General features: G+C 58.3%; 10 protein-coding genes. 7 read left to right on the top strand and 3 right to left on the bottom strand.

The window, feature by feature from the left end:
• Positions 1 to 41: 41 nt before the first annotated feature.
• Complete coding sequence (rapA, locus tag MME58_RS19685; RefSeq protein ID WP_055005108.1) at positions 42 to 2,888, bottom strand: RNA polymerase-associated protein RapA; 2,847 nt, start codon at positions 2,886 to 2,888, stop codon at positions 42 to 44.
• Between the two features lie 236 nt (positions 2,889 to 3,124).
• Here rapA and MME58_RS19680 point away from each other — a divergent pair, with 236 nt between their 5' ends.
• The gene (locus MME58_RS19680) at positions 3,125 to 3,463 is read left to right on the top strand and encodes a hypothetical protein (protein WP_054984597.1); all 339 of its coding nucleotides are present in this window, start codon (positions 3,125 to 3,127) and stop codon (positions 3,461 to 3,463) included.
• An 88-nt stretch (positions 3,464 to 3,551) separates the two neighbouring features.
• The gene (locus MME58_RS19675; protein ID WP_005743242.1) at positions 3,552 to 3,707 is read left to right on the top strand and encodes a hypothetical protein; all 156 of its coding nucleotides are present in this window, start codon (positions 3,552 to 3,554) and stop codon (positions 3,705 to 3,707) included.
• Positions 3,708 to 3,993: 286 nt separating this feature from the next.
• Here the strand turns inward: MME58_RS19675 and MME58_RS19670 are convergent, their stop codons facing one another.
• Both MME58_RS19670 and MME58_RS19665 read right to left on the bottom strand, forming a co-directional pair.
• Entirely contained in the window at positions 3,994 to 5,628 is a 1,635-nt protein-coding gene (locus tag MME58_RS19670) for a pectate lyase family protein (protein ID WP_055005101.1), read from the bottom strand.
• Positions 5,629 to 5,801: 173 nt separating this feature from the next.
• Positions 5,802 to 6,272, bottom strand: coding sequence for a MaoC family dehydratase (locus MME58_RS19665; RefSeq protein ID WP_005743244.1), 471 nt, complete (start codon positions 6,270 to 6,272; stop codon positions 5,802 to 5,804).
• A 370-nt stretch (positions 6,273 to 6,642) separates the two neighbouring features.
• Here MME58_RS19665 and fadD2 point away from each other — a divergent pair, with 370 nt between their 5' ends.
• The 5 genes from fadD2 to MME58_RS19640 all read left to right on the top strand — a co-directional run bounded on the left by fadD2 (position 6,643) and on the right by MME58_RS19640 (position 20,942).
• A complete protein-coding gene (gene fadD2, locus MME58_RS19660) occupies positions 6,643 to 8,331 on the top strand; it encodes a long-chain-fatty-acid--CoA ligase FadD2 (protein ID WP_054984595.1) in 1,689 nt (562 codons plus the stop codon).
• A 353-nt stretch (positions 8,332 to 8,684) separates the two neighbouring features.
• Complete coding sequence (fadD1, locus tag MME58_RS19655) at positions 8,685 to 10,376, top strand: long-chain-fatty-acid--CoA ligase FadD1 (RefSeq protein ID WP_054984594.1); 1,692 nt, start codon at positions 8,685 to 8,687, stop codon at positions 10,374 to 10,376.
• Positions 10,377 to 10,653: 277 nt separating this feature from the next.
• Positions 10,654 to 14,565 (top strand): ATP-dependent RNA helicase HrpA, encoded by a 3,912-nt coding sequence (gene hrpA / locus MME58_RS19650; protein WP_055005100.1) that lies wholly within the window; start codon positions 10,654 to 10,656, stop codon positions 14,563 to 14,565.
• Positions 14,566 to 14,807: 242 nt separating this feature from the next.
• Positions 14,808 to 15,929, top strand: coding sequence for a beta-ketoacyl-ACP synthase III (locus tag MME58_RS19645; RefSeq protein WP_054984592.1), 1,122 nt, complete (start codon positions 14,808 to 14,810; stop codon positions 15,927 to 15,929).
• Positions 15,930 to 16,049: 120 nt separating this feature from the next.
• Positions 16,050 to 20,942, top strand: coding sequence for an NEL-type E3 ubiquitin ligase domain-containing protein (locus tag MME58_RS19640; protein WP_055005099.1), 4,893 nt, complete (start codon positions 16,050 to 16,052; stop codon positions 20,940 to 20,942).
• The last annotated feature ends 2 nt before the right edge of the window (positions 20,943 to 20,944 follow it).

Here is a 20,944-nt window from a genome sequence, read left to right as displayed (position 1 = left end):
TTCTTGTCCCCACGCACGTGGGGAAAAGAATCGTGCAGGTCTTAGCCCGCGACCAGTACCCGTATCGCTTCCAGACGCAGCGCTGCTTTTTCAAGCATGGCCAGGCCCTGTTCTCGCTGAGTGCGCAGGGCGACCAGCTCGCTGTCGCGCACGGTCGGGTTGACCGCTTGCAATGCCGTCAGACGGGCCAGTTCCTCTTCGGTATCGGCTGCCAGACGACGCTGTGCTTCTGCTACGCGTTCTGCGTGTTTCGGTGTGATTTTCTCTTCGCCCGCGTTGATCCTCGGGGTCAACTGATCACGTTGTGCCTGGATGAACTTGTTGGCGCTCGCCCGAGGCACGCTTTCGAGCTGATCGTTGAGGGTGTTGAACGACACTCGGCTCGCCAGATCATTGCCATTCGCGTCCAGCAGGCAACGCAGCGCGGCCGGAGGCAGATAACGCCCCAACTGCAATGAGCGCGGAGCAACCACTTCGCTGACGTAGATCAGTTCGAGCAGGACGGTACCCGGCTTGAGCGCCTTGTTCTTGATCAGCGCCACGGCGGTATTGCCCATCGAACCCGACAGCACCAGATCCATGCCGCCCTGAACCATCGGGTGCTCCCAGGTAATGAACTGCATGTCTTCGCGAGACAGCGCCTGATTGCGGTCGTAGGTGATGGTCACGCCTTCGTCGTCGCCCAGCGGGAAGCTGGCGTCGAGCATTTTTTCGCTCGGCTTGAGGATCAGGGCGTTTTCCGAATGGTCTTCGCTGTCGATGCCAAAGGCGTCGAAGAGGGTTTCCATGTAGATCGGCAGGCTGAACTGATCGTCCTGTTCGAGGATGGCTTCAACCAGTGCTTCACCTTCGCCAGCGCCGCCGGAATTGAGTTCCAGCAGGCGGTCGCGTCCGGTGTGCAGCTCGCTTTCCAGGCGCTCGCGCTCGGTACGGGCTTCGTCGATCAGGGCTTGCCACTCATCATCGTCACCGCTTTCCAGCAGTGGCAGCAGGCGCGGGCCGAACTGGTGTTGCAGGGCGTTGCCGGTCGGGCAGGTATTGAGGAACGCGTTGAGCGCCTCGTGATACCACTGGAACAGACGTGCCTGCGGGCTGGTTTCCAGGAACGGTACGTGCAGCTCGATGGTGTGCTTCTGACCGATACGGTCCAGACGTCCGATGCGTTGCTCCAGCAAGTCCGGGTGCGACGGCAGATCGAACAGGACCAGATGGTGGGAAAACTGGAAGTTGCGGCCTTCACTGCCGATTTCCGAGCAGATCAGTACCTGAGCGCCGAACTCTTCGTCTGCAAAATAAGCCGCTGCCCGGTCGCGCTCGAGGATGTTCATGCCCTCGTGGAACACTGTGGCAGGGATGCCGGAGCGTACGCGCAGCGCGTCCTCCAGGTCCATCGCGGTTTCGGCGTGGGCACAGATGACCAGTACCTTGACGCGTTTGAGCATTTTGAGTGTATCGATCAGCCAGTCGACGCGCGGGTCGAAGCGCCACCAGCGCTCTTCTTCGCTGACTTCCGATTGCGACTGGAAGCTGACCTCCGGGTACAGATCGGCGTGCTCGCCGACAGGCAATTCCAGGAATTCGACAGGGCAGGGCAGCGGGTATTGATGCAGCTTGCGCTCCGGGAAACCCTGCACGGCGGCGCGGGTGTTGCGGAACAGCACGCGCCCGGTGCCGTGGCGGTCCAGCAGTTCGCGAATCAGGCGTGCCTTGGCTTCGTCGTCGCCGGTATTCACAGCCGCCAGCAGCGAATCGCCTTCGGCACCCAGGAAGCCGTGGATGGTTTCCTGCGCCGCAGCGGACAGCTTGCCCTTGTCGAGCAGCTCCTGAACGGCCTGAGCCACCGGACGGTAGTTCTCGCTCTCGGCGCGGAACGCCTTGAGGTCATGAAAACGGTTCGGGTCCAGCAGGCGCAGGCGGGCGAAGTGGCTGTCCTGGCCCAATTGTTCCGGGGTGGCGGTCAGCAGCAGTACGCCGGCAATGACTTCCGCCAGTTGCTCGACCAGCGCGTATTCACGGCTGACCTTGTCTTCGTGCCAGACCAGATGGTGCGCCTCATCGACCACCATCAGGTCCCAGCCTGCCGCAAACAGGGCATCCTGAGCTTTTTCGTCTTCAACCAGCCATTCCAGCGCAACCAGCGCCAACTGGGTGTCTTCGAACGGGTTGCCGGCATCGCTTTCGATGAAACGCTCGGCGTCGAACAGCGCGACCTGCAGGTTGAAACGGCGGCGCATTTCCACCAGCCACTGGTGCTGAAGGTTTTCCGGGACCAGGATCAACACGCGGCTTGCGCGACCCGACAGCAGTTGACGATGGATCACCAGGCCGGCTTCGATGGTCTTGCCCAGACCCACTTCGTCAGCCAGCAGAACGCGAGGCGCGATGCGGTCTGCAACTTCACGAGCGATATGCAACTGATGTGCAATGGGTTGCGCCCGGACGCCGCCCAGGCCCCAAAGCGAGGACTGCAATTGGCGGCTGGTGTGCTCAAGCGTGTTGTAGCGCAACGAGAACCAGGACAACTGGTCGATCTGGCCCGCGAACAGGCGGTCGGTTGCCAGGCGGAACTGAATGAAGTTCGACAGCTGGGTTTCCGGCAGCGTAACCACTTCGTTCTGCGCGTTCAGGCCGTGGTAGACCAGCAGGCCGTCAACGTCGTCGACTTCGCGGACGGTCATTTTCCAGTTTTCGAAGTGGGTGATCACATCGCCCGGAGAGAAGCGCACGCGGGTCAGTGGCGCGTTGCGCAGTGCGTACTGACGTGTTTCGCCAGTGGCCGGATAGAGCACGGTCAACAAGCGGCCGTCCTGTGCCAGAACGGTGCCCAAACCCAGCTCGGCTTCGCTGTCACTAATCCAGCGTTGCCCCGGTTGATACTGCTGCGCCATGCTGCCTGTCTCCCGCTTGAAAAAGCTGAGTATGTTAACGGAACGCGCACCGAAGGCCAAAGGCGGCGTGAAAAAACTCATCGTCAGCGGCTCTGATCGATCAGATTTTCAGTTCCATGACACTAATTTCACTGTAAGCGGTCAAAAAATATCTTATAAATGTTTGCTGACTATTTCAGCCCCGGTTCAAGTTGCCTCGTGCACGGCCGACACCCCGGTAATGAGGAGATAAAACCATGCTGCAACCTATGCTTCCGCTAAGTGTTGTGCCAGTGACATCACAGTTGGATCCGGCCAAGCGCATGCCGGACATCCCGCCTGTCGCGCCTGTGCAGCAAAGCTCCAACGAAACCGCGATCGACCTGCGCAATGAAGATACTGAACGCAGCGCGTTGCTGTTGCGTGAAGAGCAGCAGCGTCAGCAACAGCAGCAGGGTCGTACCTCTGAAGAGGCTGAGGAGTATCAGGGGCTGGTCGTTCCGGGAGACTCGCTGAATGCCGACAACACCGTTCCGGTTGTACCGCTCATCGACGACGAGCCGCGCCAGGGGCTGTGGGTGGATATTCAGATCTGATCGCGGCAACGCCCGGTTCTTCACTGGTCATCGTCGCTGCGTTTAAGCATTATTGGCACTGATTTCCAGTGTGCGAGAGCGGCAAGCCATGAGCGACGATGAAAAATTGATCGACCTGGGCGCAGAGCGCGCCAGGCGCGTTCACGATTTGAACGACAAACGCCTCAACGAAGTGCGCAATGCCTTCGAACAAGCGATGCCGTTGAGCAGTAAAAAACCGAAGAAAAAGCCTAAGAAACGCTGATACCCCTCCCGACATCATTGATTCTGATCAGTGACCCCGTGCGCACGAACGACGAGCGAGCGGATAACTGATCTGGATCAACATGCCCTGGTGCAACTGCGCTTAACCTGAGCCTATCGAATACGGCAGAGGAATATGACGACACGCGAGTCGTTACCTGTGCCGGGAAGGGACAATACAAGAGGAAAGGCTGGCGCAGGCCGCAGTCATTCCGGGCAATGAGCACGCAAGGCACTTCGGGCGACTCGGGTCGCCCTTTTTTTCGTCTGCGTTTCAGGTTACGCCCTCATTTCACGCTCTTCGCACCAGCATTGGCCAGGTCGTAGGCTCTGGCCGCTTCGGCGGTTTTCACGTCACGGTCATAGCTCGGTGTCCAGGCGGTTACCGGTGACTTCTGAGTGAAACTGACGTTACTGCCGATGTCTTTGAAGTGAGCGTCGCCATAGTCATCCAGCACGCCGGAGTTACTGGCCTTTTTGGAAACATCCACGCCTTTTGCGAAATAGTTGGCCTGCGACAGGATGGTTGCATCCCCTGTGGCGGTGAAGCCGAGGTGGAAGTCGTCAATGGCGTTGTTGAATACATCGAATTGCCCATGGCGCATCAGGCCGGGTGCCCTTACATCAAGATTGCTGAACACGTTATTGGCGATGGTCATTCGCGGGTAGCCCTTGTATTCGGCCTTTGCAGCTGCCGAATCGTCAGGCTGACCGAGGATCACACCATATTCGTTGTTCTGGAATTTCGAATTGGTCAGGGTGACCAGATCGGCCTTGCCGCCGACGTAAAGCAGTTTATCCAGCCCTTTGGGGTTCTGGTCCTTGGTGCCGGTGTAAGTGTTGCTGTCTATCCAGTACTTTTGGCCACTGCTGATGAACATCTGCATGTCGCCGTTATTGCGATAGCGCGCATCGTGGCTGAAGTTCAGGTTCTGGAAAATGTCATTGCTCGCGGTTTTGCCACTGGCCAGGTAGATGTTATGCAGGGTGTTGCCTTTGTCGGTGCCCAGCAGGGTTTTGTTGGCTCCAAAATTGATGGTCACCTTGCTGTCGGCAGACAGGTTGGCTCCGAGACGCACCGTGCGGGCTGTGTCGTCTTCCATTTTTTCCTTGAGCTCCGCCACGCTATTGACGGTGACCACTTCACCTTTATTGCCACCGGTTGTATCGGCTTCCTTGGCAAAACCCAGGATGCCAGACATATCTGCGCCCTGGCCATGCGCGGCGCGGGATACCGGGACGGCCAGCTTCTCCGTTGCATCGGGTGTGTCGATGGTCGTTGGTGGTGTTTTCGGTGATATCGGCCCGCTCGCTACCGCGTGCGTCACCGGGTCGGCTTTGACAGGCGTCTTTTCCACCGTCGAAGTGCCCCGCCCGGCAACCCCGGCCGTGGTTGGCGACGTGGCAGAAGGCGCTGTGTCTGTGGTTTTCTGCAGCGCCACCGGTTTGTCTGCCGGGTGATCGCTTTGCACCACAAAAGGCTTTTCTGCCTTGCCCGAGGGGATGGAGGGTTGTGAAGGTGAGGCTGCCGAAGGAGCAGATGACGATTGCGGGGACGTTGGAGGCTGTTCGCGTTGGGTCTGCGCGGGTGGAGATGCTTCGCGCTGTTGTTGATTACCCAACAGGCCGGAAAACAGCTTTTTGATAGCGTCGCGAATGGCTTCCACCAGTTTGTTCAAAAGCAACTCGCTGGTAGCGCCAGGCGTGCTTGACGCTGTGTGGGTGGTGGGCGATTGCGCTGTGGAACTCAGGATATTGAGTGGTGATTGCAGGCCGGTCGCCTGATGTGGCGGGCTGAAATCGACCGTGGTGCTGTTGTGGCCCGACCTGACGTCTGACGGCTGGATTGCATCGGGGGCTTTGGTGCTGCCCAGAGCCGGTTGTCCGGAGACGGGGTAATAGTTTCTGTTGATCATATTCATGGCTGATTTCCCCGCCTTTGGGAATGAACAATTCGTGATCCCGGATAGAAAGAGCTGCTGTGTCCCTGAGTGGAAAGCGCAGGGAAACAGTTCCGGGATGCATCATGAATTTTTTGCTCATGCCACTGGCGAGTCTGACGTGCGCGCTGCGTGGCGCACGCCCATCTTGGGTATCAGCCGAAAGTGATCTCGGGCAGTACGGTCAGGTCGACGGTCTGCTGCTTGCGCGGCGCGAGGATTTCAGCCTCGCCATCTACAACCAGTTCATCGTTCTGATTGAACACGCGAGTTGCAATGCGTACACGGAACTTCGGCAGTTTTTCCAGGATTTCCAGGCGCACTGTCAGGGTGTCGCCCAGTTTTACCGGTTTCTGGAAGGTCATCTGCTGACCAATGTAAATGGTGCCCGGCCCAGGCAATTCGCATGCGACGGCAGCGCTGATCAGCGCGCCACTGAACATACCGTGGGCGATGCGTTCCTTGAACATGGTCTTGGCAGCGTATTCGGCATCAAGGTGGACCGGGTTGTGGTCGCCGGACATGGCGGCGAACAGTTGAATGTCACGCTCTTCCACTGTTTTGCTGTAGCTGGCGGTCTGACCGACTTCAAGGGCTTCGTAAGGCGTGTTGGTGACTTGAGTCATGTGGCTGTCCTGACAATAAAAAATGGATTGAAGCGGGCCGGTTCATGCAATCCGACTTGGCCTTGATTTGTAACACTTGATGACCTGTCGCCGCCAATGCGCGGACAAGATCATTCAGACGCTTGCTGGCGCTTCCAGGATCACATTCAAGGCAAATAATAAATAAACGGCTTGAGAATACCGCTGTTGCGCTGTCGCAGGCCTGTTGGTTACCGACTCGTCGACACCGGGCAGTGTATCGCTGGCCGACCGATTTCAGTCTGAACAGAGACAAGATTCATGCAGTTGATGACGCACTCACGATTATTTGCCTGAGGCGCTTTAACTGCTAACGTCGGGCCAGGCCTACGCAGGGAAGAGGATAAAAATAATGCAAGCTGATTTCTGGGATGACAAGCGTCCGGCCGGTGTCGACTCCGAGGTGGATCTGCAGACTTATCAGTCGGTCATCGAAGTGTTTGAACGCAGTTGCCGGAAATTCGCGGATCGGCCCGCGTTCAGCAATATGGGCGTTACGCTGACCTACGCTGAACTTGAACGCCACTCTGCGGCCTTTGCAGCTTATCTGCAGCAACACACGCAACTGCGGCCGGGTGACCGCATTGCCGTACAGATGCCCAATATCCTGCAATACCCGATTGCCGTATTTGGCGCGATGCGTGCCGGTCTGATCGTGGTCAACACCAATCCGCTGTACACCGCGCGCGAGATGCGCCATCAGTTCAAGGACTCGGGTGCCAAGGCGCTGGTTTACCTGAACCTGTTCGGCAAGCTGGTGCAGGAAGTGCTCCCGGACACTGCAATCGAACACCTGATCGAAGTGAAAATGGGCGATATGCAGTCGACGGCCAAGGGGTGGCTGGTCAATACCATCGTCGACAAGGTCAAGAAGCTGGTCCCGGCATTCCATCTGCCTCAGGCCGTCGGCTTCAAGCGTGCACTTCGCCTGGGTCGCGACAGCCGGATGGAGGCCGTACCCCGAGGCCTGGACGACGTTGCCGTGCTGCAATACACCGGCGGCACCACGGGGCTGGCCAAGGGCGCGATGCTGACTCATGGCAACCTGATTGCCAACATGCAGCAAGTCTACGCCTGCATGCGTCAGCAAATGCCTGAAGGCGGGGCGCTGTTTGAGGAGGCTGCCGAGGTGATGATTGCGCCGTTGCCGCTTTATCACATCTATGCATTCACGGCGAACTGCATGTGCATGATGATCAGCGGCAATCACAACATCCTGATTACCAACCCCCGCGATATCGGCGGCTTTATCAAGGAGCTTGCCAAGTGGAAGTTCACCGCCATGATCGGCCTCAATACCCTGTTCGTGGCACTCATGAACCATCCTCAGTTCAGGAGTCTGGACTTCTCGACGCTGAAAAGCACCAACTCCGGCGGCACGGCGCTGGTCAAGACCACAGCCGAGCGCTGGGCGCAGATCACCGGCTGCACGATCGTCGAAGGCTATGGCCTGACCGAAACTTCGCCTGTCGCCAGTGCCAATCCTTACGGCGCTCTGGCTCGTCTGGGGACGGTCGGCATTCCGGTGCCCGGCACGGCCATGAAAGTCATCGATGACCAAGGGGCCGAATTGCCTTTTGGCGAGCGTGGCGAACTGTGCATCAAGGGACCGCAGGTCATGAAAGGCTACTGGAACCAGCCGGCTGCCACCGCCGAGTCGCTTGATGCCGATGGCTGGTTCAAGACCGGCGACATTGCGGTGATTGGTGCCGATGGTTTCGTCAGTATCGTCGACCGCAAGAAAGACCTGATCATCGTGTCCGGCTTCAACGTTTACCCCAATGAAATCGAAGACGTGGTCATGGCTCACCCGAAAGTCGCCAATTGCGCCTGTATAGGCGTCCCGGACGAACGCTCGGGGGAGGCCGTGAAGCTGTTTGTGGTGGCGCGAGAGCCAGGGTTGAGCGTTGAAGAGCTCAAGGCGTTCTGCAAGGAGAACTTCACGGCTTACAAAGTACCCAGGCACATTGTTCTGCGGGAGTCATTGCCGATGACGCCGGTGGGCAAGATTCTGCGTCGGGAGCTACGAGACATCGCCTGAGCCTTTTAATCGTCTCCATCTGTGTCCCTGACCCCGGTTGCAGTCCGCTGCACCGGGGTCTGATTTTTTCAGAATTAGTAATATTGATGGCCGGCCGCTCTGTTCCGGTGCTTTCGGGTGGATGGTTAATATTGTTTTAATGTATTAAAAGTGACTAATATGTGGTTCATGGTCACTTTTTTGACTGTGCAGCCTTCTTATGCCTCTAGTCGAGGTTTGGCAAAGCTGCTACTCTCGGCGCGCTTTTTGATCAGTCATAAAGCGAAAAAAGCGTCTACTGCATAATTCCAAGCACAAGAAAATCATCGCTTAAGGCGATGTGAAGAATTCGCTATCGCTACGGAGCCGACTGAATGATTGATAACTTCTGGAAGGACAAGTACCCGTCCGGTATCCCCGCCGATATCAACCCTGACGAGTATCCCAATGTCCAGGCGGTCCTGAAGCTGTCCTGCCAGCGCTTCGCCGACAAACCGGCGTTCAGCAATCTGGGCAAGACCATCACATACGGCGAGTTGTATGAGCTGTCCGGCGCGTTTGCGGCCTGGATACAGCAATATACCGATCTGCAGCCGGGTGATCGCATCGCTGTACAGTTACCTAACGTCTTGCAGTACCCGATTGCCGTCTTTGGTGCCATTCGCGCCGGGCTGATCGTGGTCAACACCAACCCGCTGTACACCGCGCGGGAAATGGAACACCAGTTCAACGACTCCGGCGCCAAGGCGCTGGTATGCCTGGCGAACATGGCGCATCTGGCCGAGAAGGTCGTGCCGAAAACGCAGATCAGGCATGTCATCGTCACCGAAGTGGCCGACATGCTGTCGCCGCTCAAGCGGCTGCTGATCAACAGCGTCATCAGATACGTGAAGAAAATGGTCCCGGCCTATCACCTGCCGAAGGCCGTCAAATTCAACGATGTACTCGGCAAGGGCCGTGGCCAGCCGGTGACCGAGGTGTCGCCTGGCGGCGTCGATGTTGCCGTGCTGCAATACACCGGCGGCACCACCGGTGTGGCCAAGGGCGCAATGCTGACTCATCGCAATCTGATCGCCAACATGCTGCAATGCAGGGCGCTGATGGCTTCGAACCTTGACGAGGGGTGTGAAGTCATCATCACGCCGCTGCCGCTGTATCACATCTATGCCTTCACATTTCATTGCATGGCGATGATGCTGCTCGGCAATCACAACATTCTGATCAGCAACCCGCGTGACCTGCCTGCGATGGTCAAGGAGCTTTCGAAATGGAAGTTCAGCGGCTTTGTCGGCCTGAATACGTTGTTTGTGGCCCTGTGCAATAACGAGGGCTTCCGCAACCTCGATTTCTCGGCATTGAAAGTGACCCTGTCCGGCGGCATGGCCTTGCAGCAGTCCGCTGCCGAGCGCTGGAAGCAGGTCACTGGCTGCCAGGTCTGCGAAGGCTATGGCATGACCGAGACCAGCCCGGTGGCTACGGTCAATCCCGCTAAAGACGTGCAGATGGGGACCATTGGCATTCCAGTGCCGTCGACGCTGTGCAAGGTCATCGATGATGCTGGCAATGAGCTTGCGTTCGGTGAAACCGGCGAGTTGTGCATCAAGGGCCCTCAGGTCATGAAGGGCTACTGGCAGCGCCAGGAAGCCACCGATGAAATGCTCGACAGTGATGGCTGGCTCAAGACCGGCGACATCGCGATCATCCAGCCGGACGGCTACATCCGGATTGTCGATCGCAAGAAAGACATGATTCTGATCTCCGGTTTCAACGTTTACCCCAACGAACTGGAAGACGTGCTGACGACACTTCCCGGCGTGCTTCTGTGCGCCGCAATCGGCGTACCGGACGAGAAGTCGGGCGAGACCATCAAGGTTTTCGTCGTGGCCAAACCGGGCGTTACCCTGACCAAGGATCAGGTCATGGAGCACATGCGTGCCAACCTGACTGGCTATAAAGTGCCGCGCAGCGTGGAATTCCGTGATGTTCTGCCCACCACCAATGTGGGCAAGATCCTGCGTCGCGAGCTGCGTGATGAGGAATTGAAGAAGCTGGGCGTGAAGAAGTAGCGCGGAGTATCCATAAAGTCATGCGACGCAGAGCGTCGCACGATATTCAAGATTATCGTTCCGCACGCTCCAGCGTGGGAATGCAGGTCTCGACGCTCTGCGTCGCAAAAGGACGTGTAGCGTCCGGAATGGCGTACCTCATACTCTATTGTGATTGAGCACTGCTGCCGGCTAACCATGACCGCAATGGATAGCCTGACACTCAGGCCATTCGTCACGACCCGCCACAATCTGCGACAATCCGCACCTGCCATTTGAAAAAGACCCTGCGCGCCTGATGACCGACGAATCGCCTTCTATCGACCAACTCCTGAAAAACCTCGACCAAGCGATGATCAGCGAACGTCATCGTCTGCGCCGTCAGTTGCATGATCTGCGCAAAAAACCTGACGAGGCGAAGCTGGCGCAGTGGGTTGCACGGGTCCAGGCGTCTTGCGCGCAGGTGACGGCACGTCGTGAGAGCGTGCCGACGATCCGGTATGACGACAACTTGCCCATCGCCGCCAAGCGCGATGAGATCAAGGAGGCGTTGCTCAAGCATCAGGTGTTGATCATTGCAGGTGAGACAGGCTCCGGAAAGACCACCCAGTTGCCGAAAATCTGCCTTGAAATCGGTCGCGGCCAGCACGGTCTGATCGGTCATACCCAGCCGCGCAGGATTGCCGCACGCAGTGTGGCCAGCCGGGTGGCCGACGAACTGGGGACACCGCTGGGCGCGCTTGTCGGTTATCAAGTGCGCTTCGAGGATCAGAGCGACAGCAACACGCTGATCAAACTCATGACCGACGGTATCCTGCTGGCCGAAACCCAGCATGACCGCTTTCTCGAGCGCTACGACACTATCATCGTCGACGAAGCCCATGAGCGCAGCCTGAACATCGACTTTCTGCTCGGCTACCTGAAAACCCTGCTGCCACGGCGTCCGGACCTGAAGGTCATCATTACCTCCGCGACCATCGACCTGCAGCGCTTCTCCGAACACTTCAACGGTGCGCCGGTGATTGAAGTGTCCGGGCGTACGTTCCCCGTAGACCTCTGGTATCGCCCGCTGACCAGCGAGCAGGACGAGGAAGGCAACAGCGTCGAAGACGATCTGACGGTCGATCAGGCCATTCTGGCCACGCTGGATGAGCTGGCGGCCTTCGAGCGTACCGAACGCAAGAGCCCGGGCGATGTGCTGGTGTTTCTGCCCGGCGAGCGCGAGATTCGCGATGCCGCCGAAGTGCTGCGCAAGGCGCAGCTCAGGCACACCGAGATTCTGCCCCTGTATGCACGCCTTTCGCCCGCCGAACAGCAGCGCATTTTTCAGTCGCATCCCGGTCGTCGTGTGGTGCTGGCGACCAACGTGGCCGAAACCTCGTTGACGGTGCCGGGCATCCGTTACGTGATCGACACCGGTACTGCGCGCATCAGCCGCTATAGCTATCGTGCCAAGGTCCAGCGCCTGCCGATCGAGGCCGTGTCCCAGGCCAGTGCCAACCAGCGCAAGGGCCGTTGCGGACGTGTCGAACCCGGTCTGTGCGTGCGTCTGTACAGCGAAGAGGATTTCAACGGTCGGCCTGAATTCACTGACCCCGAGATCCTGCGCACCAACCTGGCGGCGGTCATCCTGCAGATGCTGCACTTGCGCCTGGGCGAGATCACCGATTTCCCGTTCATCGAGCCGCCGGATGGCAAGGCGATCAGCGACGGGTTCAACCTGCTGCAGGAGCTTTCTGCCGTCAATCGCGAGAATCAGCTGACCCCGCTGGGCCGCCAGCTGGCGCGTCTGCCGGTGGACCCGCGCATGGGGCGCATGCTTCTGGAAGCGGCGAAACAGGGCAGTCTGCAAGAAGTGTTGATCGTGGCCAGCGCCATGTCCGTACAGGATGTGCGCGAGCGCCCTCCCGAGCGTCAGCAGGCGGCCGATCAGGCCCATGCGCAATGGAAGGACGCCGATTCGGACTTCGCCGGGCTGGTCAATCTGTGGCGTGGTTTCGAAGAGCAGCGTCAGACGCTGACTGCCAGCCCGCTGCGCAACTGGTGTCGACGCAACTTTCTGAATTATCTGCGCCTGCGTGAGTGGCGCGACTCCCATCGACAACTAAGCCTGATTTGCCGTGATCTGCAACTGACGGTCAACAAAGAGCCAGCCGATTACCCGAAATTCCACAAGGCCATTCTCTCCGGCCTGTTGAGCCAGATCGGGCAAAAGGCCGAGGAGGGCGATTACCTCGGCGCTCGGCAGCGGCGCTTCTGGATTCATCCGTCTTCCGGGCTGGGCAAGAAGCGTCCGCAATGGCTGATGACCGCCGAACTGGTAGAAACCACCAAGCTGTACGCACGCATGGTCGCCAAGATCGATTCGGACTGGATCGAGCCGCTGGCTGGCCACCTGATCAAGAAAAATCATTTCGAGCCGCACTGGGAGAAAAAGCGCGGACAGGTCGTAGCGTTCGAGCAGATCACGCTGTTCGGCCTGATCGTAGTGGGCCGTCGCCCGGTGCATTTTGGCCCTGTCGACCCGGTGGTCTCGCGCGAGTTGTTCATCCGCGAAGGTCTGGTGCGTGGCGATATCCTGTCCCGGGCCAGGTGCCTGAGCGCCAATACCCGCCTGCTGGAGCAGCTCGACGAGCTGGAGGCCAAGGCTCGACGTCGCGATATTCTGGCTGACGAAGACACCTTGTACAGCTTCTATGAGGCGCGAATCCCGGCCGAGATTCACCAGACGGCCACGTTCGACAGTTGGTACAAGACCGAAAGCCAGAAGAACCCGCAACTGCTGATCATGCGTGAAGAGGACGTGCTGGCCCGCGAGGCCAGCGAAGTCACTGCCGCGCAGTATCCGGATACCTTGCACCTGGGCGACCTCAGCCTGTCGCTGAGTTATCACTTCGAGCCCAACCACCCACGCGATGGCGTGACGTTGCGCGTTCCCGCACCCTTGTTGCTGTCGCTGCCTGCCGAGCGCCTGGAGTGGCTGGTGCCGGGATTGCTGGAGACCAAGAGCATTGCACTGGTCCGCAATCTGCCCAAGGCTGTGCGCAAGAACTTCGTGCCGGTCCCGGACTTCATCAAGGCCGCATTGCAACGTATTACCTTTGGCGAGGGTTCATTGCCTCAGGCGCTGGGGCGTGAGCTGCTGCGCATGACCGGCGTGCGGGTCAGCGACGAGGCCTGGACCGAGGCGGCACAGCAGCTTGAAGGCCATCTGAAGATGAACCTGGAAATCGTCGATGGCAGTGGCAAGTTCCTCGGTGAGGGGCGTGATCTGGCCGAGCTGACGGCGCGCTTCGCCGAGGCCAGTCAGGCGGCACTGGCTGTGCCGCAAAGCGCAAAGAGTCAGCAGCCGGTGCAGGCCAAGGCTTTTGCTGCAGTGGCGCAGAAGACACAGCAGAACATCGCCGGGCTGTCGATGACGGTGTACCCGGCGCTGGTCGAAGAGGGCGGAGCGGTCAAGGAAGGCCGGTTTTCCACGCAGGCCGAGGCCGAGTATCAGCATCGCCGCGCCTTGCAGCGTCTGCTGTTGCAGCAGTTGGCCGAACCGGCAAAATTTCTGCGCAACAAATTACCGGGGCAGACCGAACTGGCCTTGCTGCACCGTGAGCTGGGGCGCATCGATGCATTGATCGAGGACATCCTGCTGGCCAGTCTCGACAGTTGCGTGCTTGAAGGTGAAGCCGAGTTGCCGCGCGACGGTGCCGGTCTGCTGTCACTGGCCGAGCGCAAACGCGCCGACTGGACCGAACACGCCGAACGGATGGCGAAGCTGACGCTGGAAATCCTCAAACTGTGGCATGGGCTGCAAAAGCGCTTCAAAGGCAAGATCGATCTGTCTCAGGCCGTTGCGCTCAACGATATCAAGGCGCAACTGAGCAGGCTGGTGTACCCCGGGTTCGTGCGTGAAACCCCGGCGGTGTGGTTCAAGGAACTGCCGCGCTACCTGAAAGCCATCGAGATGCGTCTGGAAAAGCTGCCGGGTCAGGTTCAGAAGGACCGGGTGTGGAGCATCGAACTGGCAGGCCTGTGGACGCAGTACCAGACGCGTGCCGACAAACATGCCCAGGAAGGCAAGCGTGATCCGGAACTGGCGCTGTATCGCTGGTGGATGGAGGAATACCGCGTTTCACTGTTCGCTCAGCAACTGGGCACCAAAATGCCGGTGTCGTACAAACGGTTGAGCAAGCAGTGGAGTCAGGTGGAAGCCTGATCCTGCGCCGGAGCCCGGCGCAGTGAATTGCGTCTATCGGGTCGATATTCATTGGCCCGATAGCGCCAAAACCGGGCTCTGTGGCACACTCCGCGCCTGTCTTCACCGTGTCATGAAATGCTGCTCCCTGTTGCGGGCAGATTTTACAGTCGCACTGGTACGTTGGTCCCAAAAAACAGTGGGCCTCCGGACGCCGTGCCTGAGCAGGTCTTTACCTGCAACTCAATAAGAGAGGAACGACCGTGCACAACGTCGTCATCAGCGGCACAGGCCTGTTTACCCCGGCCAACAGCATTTCCAACGAAGAGCTGGTGCAGTCTTTCAATGCCTATGTTGCACAATTCAACAGCGATAATGCCGCGGCTATCGAGCGTGGCGAGATAGAAGCGCTCAGTGAATCCAGTGCCGCTTTCATCGAGAAGGCTTCGGGCATCAAGAGCCGTTTTGTCATGGACAAGCAGGGCATTCTCGACCCGCAGCGCATGAAGCCCAACCTGCCGGAACGCGGTAATGACGAGTGGTCGATCCTTTGCCAGATGGGTGTAGCAGCGGCCGAACAGGCCTTGCAGCGCGCCGGCAGAACGGCTGCCGACATCGATGGCGTAATCGTTGCCTGCTCCAACCTGCAGCGGGCTTACCCGGCGATTGCCATCGAGATACAGGAAGCGCTGGGGGTTGCAGGCTACGGCTTTGACATGAACGTCGCCTGCTCGTCGGCGACCTTCGGCATTCAGGCGGCCTGTAACAGTGTGCAACTGGGTCAGGCCCGTGCCTTGCTGGTGATCAGCCCGGAGATCTGCACAGCGCACCTTAATTTCCGTGACCGTGACAGCCATTTCATTTTTGGCGACGGGGCGACGGCCGTTGTGGTAGAGCGCGCCGACCTTGCCACCTCGCCTTACCAGTTCGATATCGTCAGCACCCGTCTGCTGACTAAATTTTCCAACAACATCCGCAACAATTTCGGTTTCCTCAACCGCACTTCGGATCAAGGGCAAAACGCACCGGACAAGCTGTTCGTGCAGGAAGGTCGCAAGGTGTTCCGTGAGGTCTGCCCGATGGTTGCCGAACTGGTCGCTGCGCATTTGCAGGATAACGGCATCAACATCACCGACGTCAAACGCTTCTGGCTGCATCAGGCCAACCTGAGCATGAACCAACTGATCGTCAAGAAGCTGCTGGGCCGCGACGCCACGGTCGAAGAAGCACCGGTGATTCTCGACACGTATGGCAACACCAGCTCGGCTGGCTCGGTCATTGCGTTTCATACTTATCAGGATGATCTACCGAAGGGCGCGCTGGCTGTACTCAGTTCTTTCGGCGCCGGGTACTCGATCGGCAGCGTGATTCTGCGCAAACGCTGATTGCTTTGGACGGGTAGCGCTTGAGCCGCGAGCGTTACCTGTCATATCCCGTTATGTCACTCGCAACCTCTCGGGTCTTTATCGTGTTGGCTTTTAACCAAGCCATCACGGGTATCGACCATGTTCACTGTCAACATCACATCCGAAACGCAGGCGGTGCCAGGCAGCCGGCTTTCCGCGCACCCCTCCGACTCCGTGCCCTTCGAAACAGACCACCCCAATGCACAGTTCATTCGGGGCAATCTGCCTGCCTGGTATCTGAACGCACCGGCAACCTTGCGCCGGGCACTGCAGGCCAGTCAGCAGAAAACCATGCGCTCCTGGCATGTGCTGGAGCCCATCCGTAATCGACTGTTATCGGCACAGGAATTTGCTGCACCGCTGCTTTCAAAGGCATTTTTCGAGCGTTTCAAGCACAGGCTGGACGTTGAAGCGTTCCAGCTGATGACCTGGCGCTACGACGAGAGCTGGAAGCCCGATCCCCTTGAACAGACGCTGCTGCAGGCTGCGTTGCAGAACTTCGCGGCCAGCAATCGAAGCCGGTTCGATCCCTATTCGGCCATCCTGCGTACAGGGGGCCTGCGTTACTGGCTGATTGATAGCGCCGAGCGAAGATACCGGGTCGAATACAGGGACCGCATCAATATCAACCTTGAGCAGTTCGCCGATTTCTGCCATGAACTGGATCTCGGGGGCCGTTATCAGACCCACCTGGACAGCGTATTCAAACCCGCTGCCGCAGAGGCTGCGAGCGCGGTTGCTGCCGCGTTCATCGCCAGTGAGCGTGATGCCGTCGAGGTGCTCGCGCACATTGCCATGATGAAGGGCGACCTCACCGATGCCGCTTATCAGATGCTGCTGAGCGTAGTGAAGCCCGCTGACCGTCCACAATGGGATGGCAAGGGTGTACGCTACTGCCAGTTACACATGCTCGATACCTACGCTTTTTCAGGCTGCCTGTTACACGGTGCCTTGTTGATCCAGCAGGATATTCCTGAACCTGATGGCGGGCCTTGCGTGGTCTATATGCCTTCCGAACCCTCGCATCCGATCAAGCAGTTCGCGTCACTTCAGGCGTTCAGCGCCAGCCTTGCAGGAGCGCTCGGCAGCGAGAGTTATCGGCAATATTTCAGCCGCTTTGTCAGTCTGAGCAAAAGCCCGGAGTTCTTTGCCAAACTGAAATCGCGTCTTTATCCCGCTCAAGGGTCGACGCTGGACGTCAATGCTGACCTGGTCTTGCAGGCGCAGCCCTTTTCGAAACCTCCATTCGAGTTGCTTTACGACCACTTGCTGGCTAAGACCTACGGCGATTCAAGGGCAATCGCAGTGCCTTCGGCCCAGGCGGATCACATTGCCCGCGACGCATTGCTTACAAGCCTGAAAAGCAACGGCCTGGATATACTCAATGCGGCCGGGCTTTTTGTGCCGGTGCTGGGTGAGGTCATGGCAGTGATCGCTCTCTATCAGCTTGCCAGTAAAGCGTTCGTTGCCTATCAGGACTGGACGCACGGTGAAGTGGAAGAGGCGATGCAGCATGTTTACGAGATAGGTGAAGACGTGGCCCAGATGCTGGTGACAGGCAGCGTCATCGGTGCGGTGGAGCGCTTTGAGCCGTCGATGTTCATTGAAAGTCTGGTGCAAAAGAGGGTGGATCGATCAATCCGTCTTGGCAAACCGACTATCGGTGCCTATGCAGACACCGTCAGTTTACCGGATGGCCTGACTGCCAATGCCCTGGGACTCTACGAGCTCGACGGCAAGACCTGGCTGCCTCTGGGACGCAAGCTGTATCGCGTAGAGGCAGATGCGGCGCGCGAAAACTGGCGCATCAAACACCCGGTGAATGAGCGCTCGTACTCGCCAAGGCTGAAGCACAACGGCAACGGCATTTGGCACCATGAATGGGAAAACCCCATGGGTTGGGATGAGGTAACGTCTTTCCGGCGTCTGAGCCCGAGCTGCGATGCATTTACCGAGGACGAAATTCAGAAGGTCATGCGCATTACCGGCACCAGCGAGGGTGTGTTGCGCCAGATACATGTCGAAAGCCTGCAGCCTCCGGCCTTGTTGAAAGATGTTATTCAGCGCGTGGCAATCGAACGGGAGTTGCAGAGCTGTATCGAGGCGCTGAAGGCCGAAGATTCTGCGCAGGTAACGGTTGCTCGTATCGAGCCATGGATGAAGCTGCTGGCTTCGTCGCCGCGCTGGTCCAGGGAGCGGGGACTTTTACTGCTCGATGCCGACGGGACCATGCTCGATGCCTGGAACGCAGGTTCGCAGATGACACTTTCCTCTCATGTCACGGGGCCGACGGGAAACCTGACGCATGTGCTGGGCCAATTGCTGGAGGGGCTTGCACCCGATGAAATAAGCCTTCTGACTGGAAGCGGCAGCACGGAAACAGCTGCCCGGGTCAACGGCTTGAAACGCCATCTTGCCGAGTACGCTCAGCGTCATGTGGAGCAATTGCTTGATGGGCTTCATTCATTGGCAGAGCGCAGCAGCGACCCATTGGTCAAGCTGATCCAGCGCGACTTTGCCAGGCTGCCGGATGGCGTCGCCCTGGAGCTCATCGGCATGGCAAGTGACGCAGATAAAGCCCGGATGACATCAGAGAAACGTGTGCCGCTTTCGCTTGCCGAGCATGCTCGTGAGTATCAACAGCAGTTGAGACTGAACAGGGCCATCGAGGGCTTTTACCGAAGCATCACCGACAACCCCGATACCCATGCTGCGGGGCTCGGCATATTGCACGATGTGCCGGGCTGGCGCGGAGATCTGTCAATCGATCTACTCAAGGACACGCTGGAGGGGGACGTAATCACGAGCCTTGAAAGTGGCGAGGAGAGCGCCGTGCACCGGACTCTGGTCAAGACCAGTGAGGGATTTCAGCCCTTCAATCATCTGGGCAATTCTCTGGGGGAGGCCGACCCGCTTTTTTTCGGCGCTTTGCTCAATACGCTTACTGATGCAGTACGCATCAATATCGAGCTGCCTTTGAATGCTGACGAGCAGCAACTGCGCAGTCTGGCGGGCCGTACCGCAGCGGCTCGTCGCGACCGTGTCGCTGGCATTCTACGTATGCAACCTATCAAGCCCGCAGTCAAATGGCCGCAACGTTTGCCTGATGGCCGTATGGGTTATCCCATGAGTGGACGCTTGCGTAATTTATTTCGTCGGTTGGGCATTGGTGCGTCCAGGTATTCGCCTGAGCTTGCGGTGAAGAGCCTGTACCCGGACTTTACCGACGACGAGGTGTCGAGCTTTCTTGCTGAGTTACGGGCCGAGTATGTCGGTTCAGACGGGCAATTGCAGAGCTTCGTTCGGCAGCGGCTGCGCAACCTGGCCGATGAGTTGCGCACCCTGCAGACCACCCTGGACAAGTGGGTCGAGCAAACGCCTTTTTCCTCCTTGCGCAGATCAAGGGAAATTGCGGCAAGGCGCATTCACGGATGCTGGAAGAGACTCAGCGCTCACTGCAGAAACTACCAGGGTGAGTTCTTGGGCTACGCGCTTGATCTGGATGGTCTGCGCATAGGACAACTGCCGGATATAGCCGCCAGTTTTGCTCACGTGGCAGTGCTGAAAGTGCGCAACATGCAGCTGACTCAATCACAAGCGGATGCATTGCTGACAAGATTCAATAACTTGCGATCATTGAGCCTGGACTTCAACGATCTTCAATCCATGCCGGAGTCGATAGGGAGAATGACCCTGCTTGCAGAATTGTCAGTCAGCCACAATCCCTTGTACTGGACCGAGGCGTCCAACACCGTTTTACAGGACCTGAACCGTCTGGAGATCCTCGACCTCAACTATTGCGCCCTTGGTGCAGGGGCGGATATTCGGGCGATTAACGCCCTGCGCCTGCTGTTCTTGCGCGGTACAGGTATTGAAAGGTTGCCCCGGTGGAATTGGTCGAGGTCGGATTTGATTCGTATTGATGCGCGTGATAATCGCATCTCGGAAATCTCCATAGAGGAGCTCGAGAATATCGACCGCTCCCTCAGTTCATCGCGCCTGCACCTGCATCTGCAGGGCAATCCGTTGAATCAATCCACGCTGGAGCGTATCCGACTGTTTCGCGAGGGCAGGTTGCAAGCGCGATGGGTCGTCAGTCGTAATCCTCCGCCACTTGAGCCCAGGCCCGACAGCACGCCCTGGCTTGCAGGTATGAAGCCTGACCAGGCACGTGTTCGCACCACGCTTTGGCAAGACCTGCAAGCGTGTGCAGGGTCCACGGATTTTTTTCAGATGTTGAGCGATCTGGCGCACTCGGCCGACTTTACAAATAACCGTGCAGAGCTCACTGCGCGAGTCTGGAAGATGATCGAGTCGGCCTCGGCAAACTCAGAATTGCGTGCCCAGCTGTTCGATCTTGCCGCGCACCCCCAGACCTGCGGCGATGGCATGGCCCTGGTCTTTGGCGACATGGAGATACGTGTCCAGTTGTTCTCGATCATGTCATCCACGCCGGAGGCCGCGCAGCCAGAGGCACTGTTCAAGATGGCCAGAGGCCTGGAGCGCCTGGATCAGGTGGAAAAAATTGCGTTACGCGACATTACGCTTCGTCAGGCGATCGGCGAAACGGTGGATGAGGCTGAAGTGCGTCTGGCTTACCGCGTCGGCCTGCAAGCGCGGCTTGAACTGCCGGGTCAGGCGAAAACCATGCTGTTCAGCAATATGGCGAACGTAAGCAAAGCTGATTTGCAGATGGCGTACAACGAGATAATCGAGCGCGAGGGAACCCGGGCGTTTTTGGAGTCGATGATTGCCAGGGAATTCTGGATGAGTTATCTGGAAGTCCGTTACGCTCCCGTTTTCGAGCCGGTAAAGCGACCGTTCAATGAGCGTCTGGCGGTGCTGGATGAGCTGCCGGCGGATCAGCAATCCGATCAACAATACCTCGACCGGATTGCCCTCATCGCCAGCCAGCGTACGCAGGCGCTCAATCAATTGGCGATCAATCTTTCCATGCAGATTGCGGAGGCGGTGAACACGGTGCCTCAATAAGG

It is taken from the genome of Pseudomonas syringae pv. tagetis (assembly GCF_022557255.1).
GTDB classification, from domain to species: Bacteria; Pseudomonadota; Gammaproteobacteria; order Pseudomonadales; family Pseudomonadaceae; genus Aquipseudomonas; species Aquipseudomonas caricapapayae.
The sequence above is the reverse complement of the archived record's forward strand: the minus strand, read 5'-3'. Positions and strand labels throughout refer to the sequence as shown.

Bases quoted from the DNA above. Each gene is read 5' to 3' on its own strand.
- rapA (WP_055005108.1), bottom strand. From the start codon at position 2,888: ATGGCGCAGCAGTATCAACCGGGGCAACGCTGGATTAGTGACAGCGAA.
- MME58_RS19680 (WP_054984597.1), top strand. From the start codon at position 3,125: ATGCTGCAACCTATGCTTCCGCTAAGTGTTGTGCCAGTGACATCACAG.
- MME58_RS19675 (WP_005743242.1), top strand. From the start codon at position 3,552: ATGAGCGACGATGAAAAATTGATCGACCTGGGCGCAGAGCGCGCCAGG.
- MME58_RS19670 (WP_055005101.1), bottom strand. From the start codon at position 5,628: ATGAATATGATCAACAGAAACTATTACCCCGTCTCCGGACAACCGGCT.
- MME58_RS19665 (WP_005743244.1), bottom strand. From the start codon at position 6,272: ATGACTCAAGTCACCAACACGCCTTACGAAGCCCTTGAAGTCGGTCAG.
- fadD2 (WP_054984595.1), top strand. From the start codon at position 6,643: ATGCAAGCTGATTTCTGGGATGACAAGCGTCCGGCCGGTGTCGACTCC.
- fadD1 (WP_054984594.1), top strand. From the start codon at position 8,685: ATGATTGATAACTTCTGGAAGGACAAGTACCCGTCCGGTATCCCCGCC.
- hrpA (WP_055005100.1), top strand. From the start codon at position 10,654: ATGACCGACGAATCGCCTTCTATCGACCAACTCCTGAAAAACCTCGAC.
- MME58_RS19640 (WP_055005099.1), top strand. From the start codon at position 16,050: ATGTTCACTGTCAACATCACATCCGAAACGCAGGCGGTGCCAGGCAGC.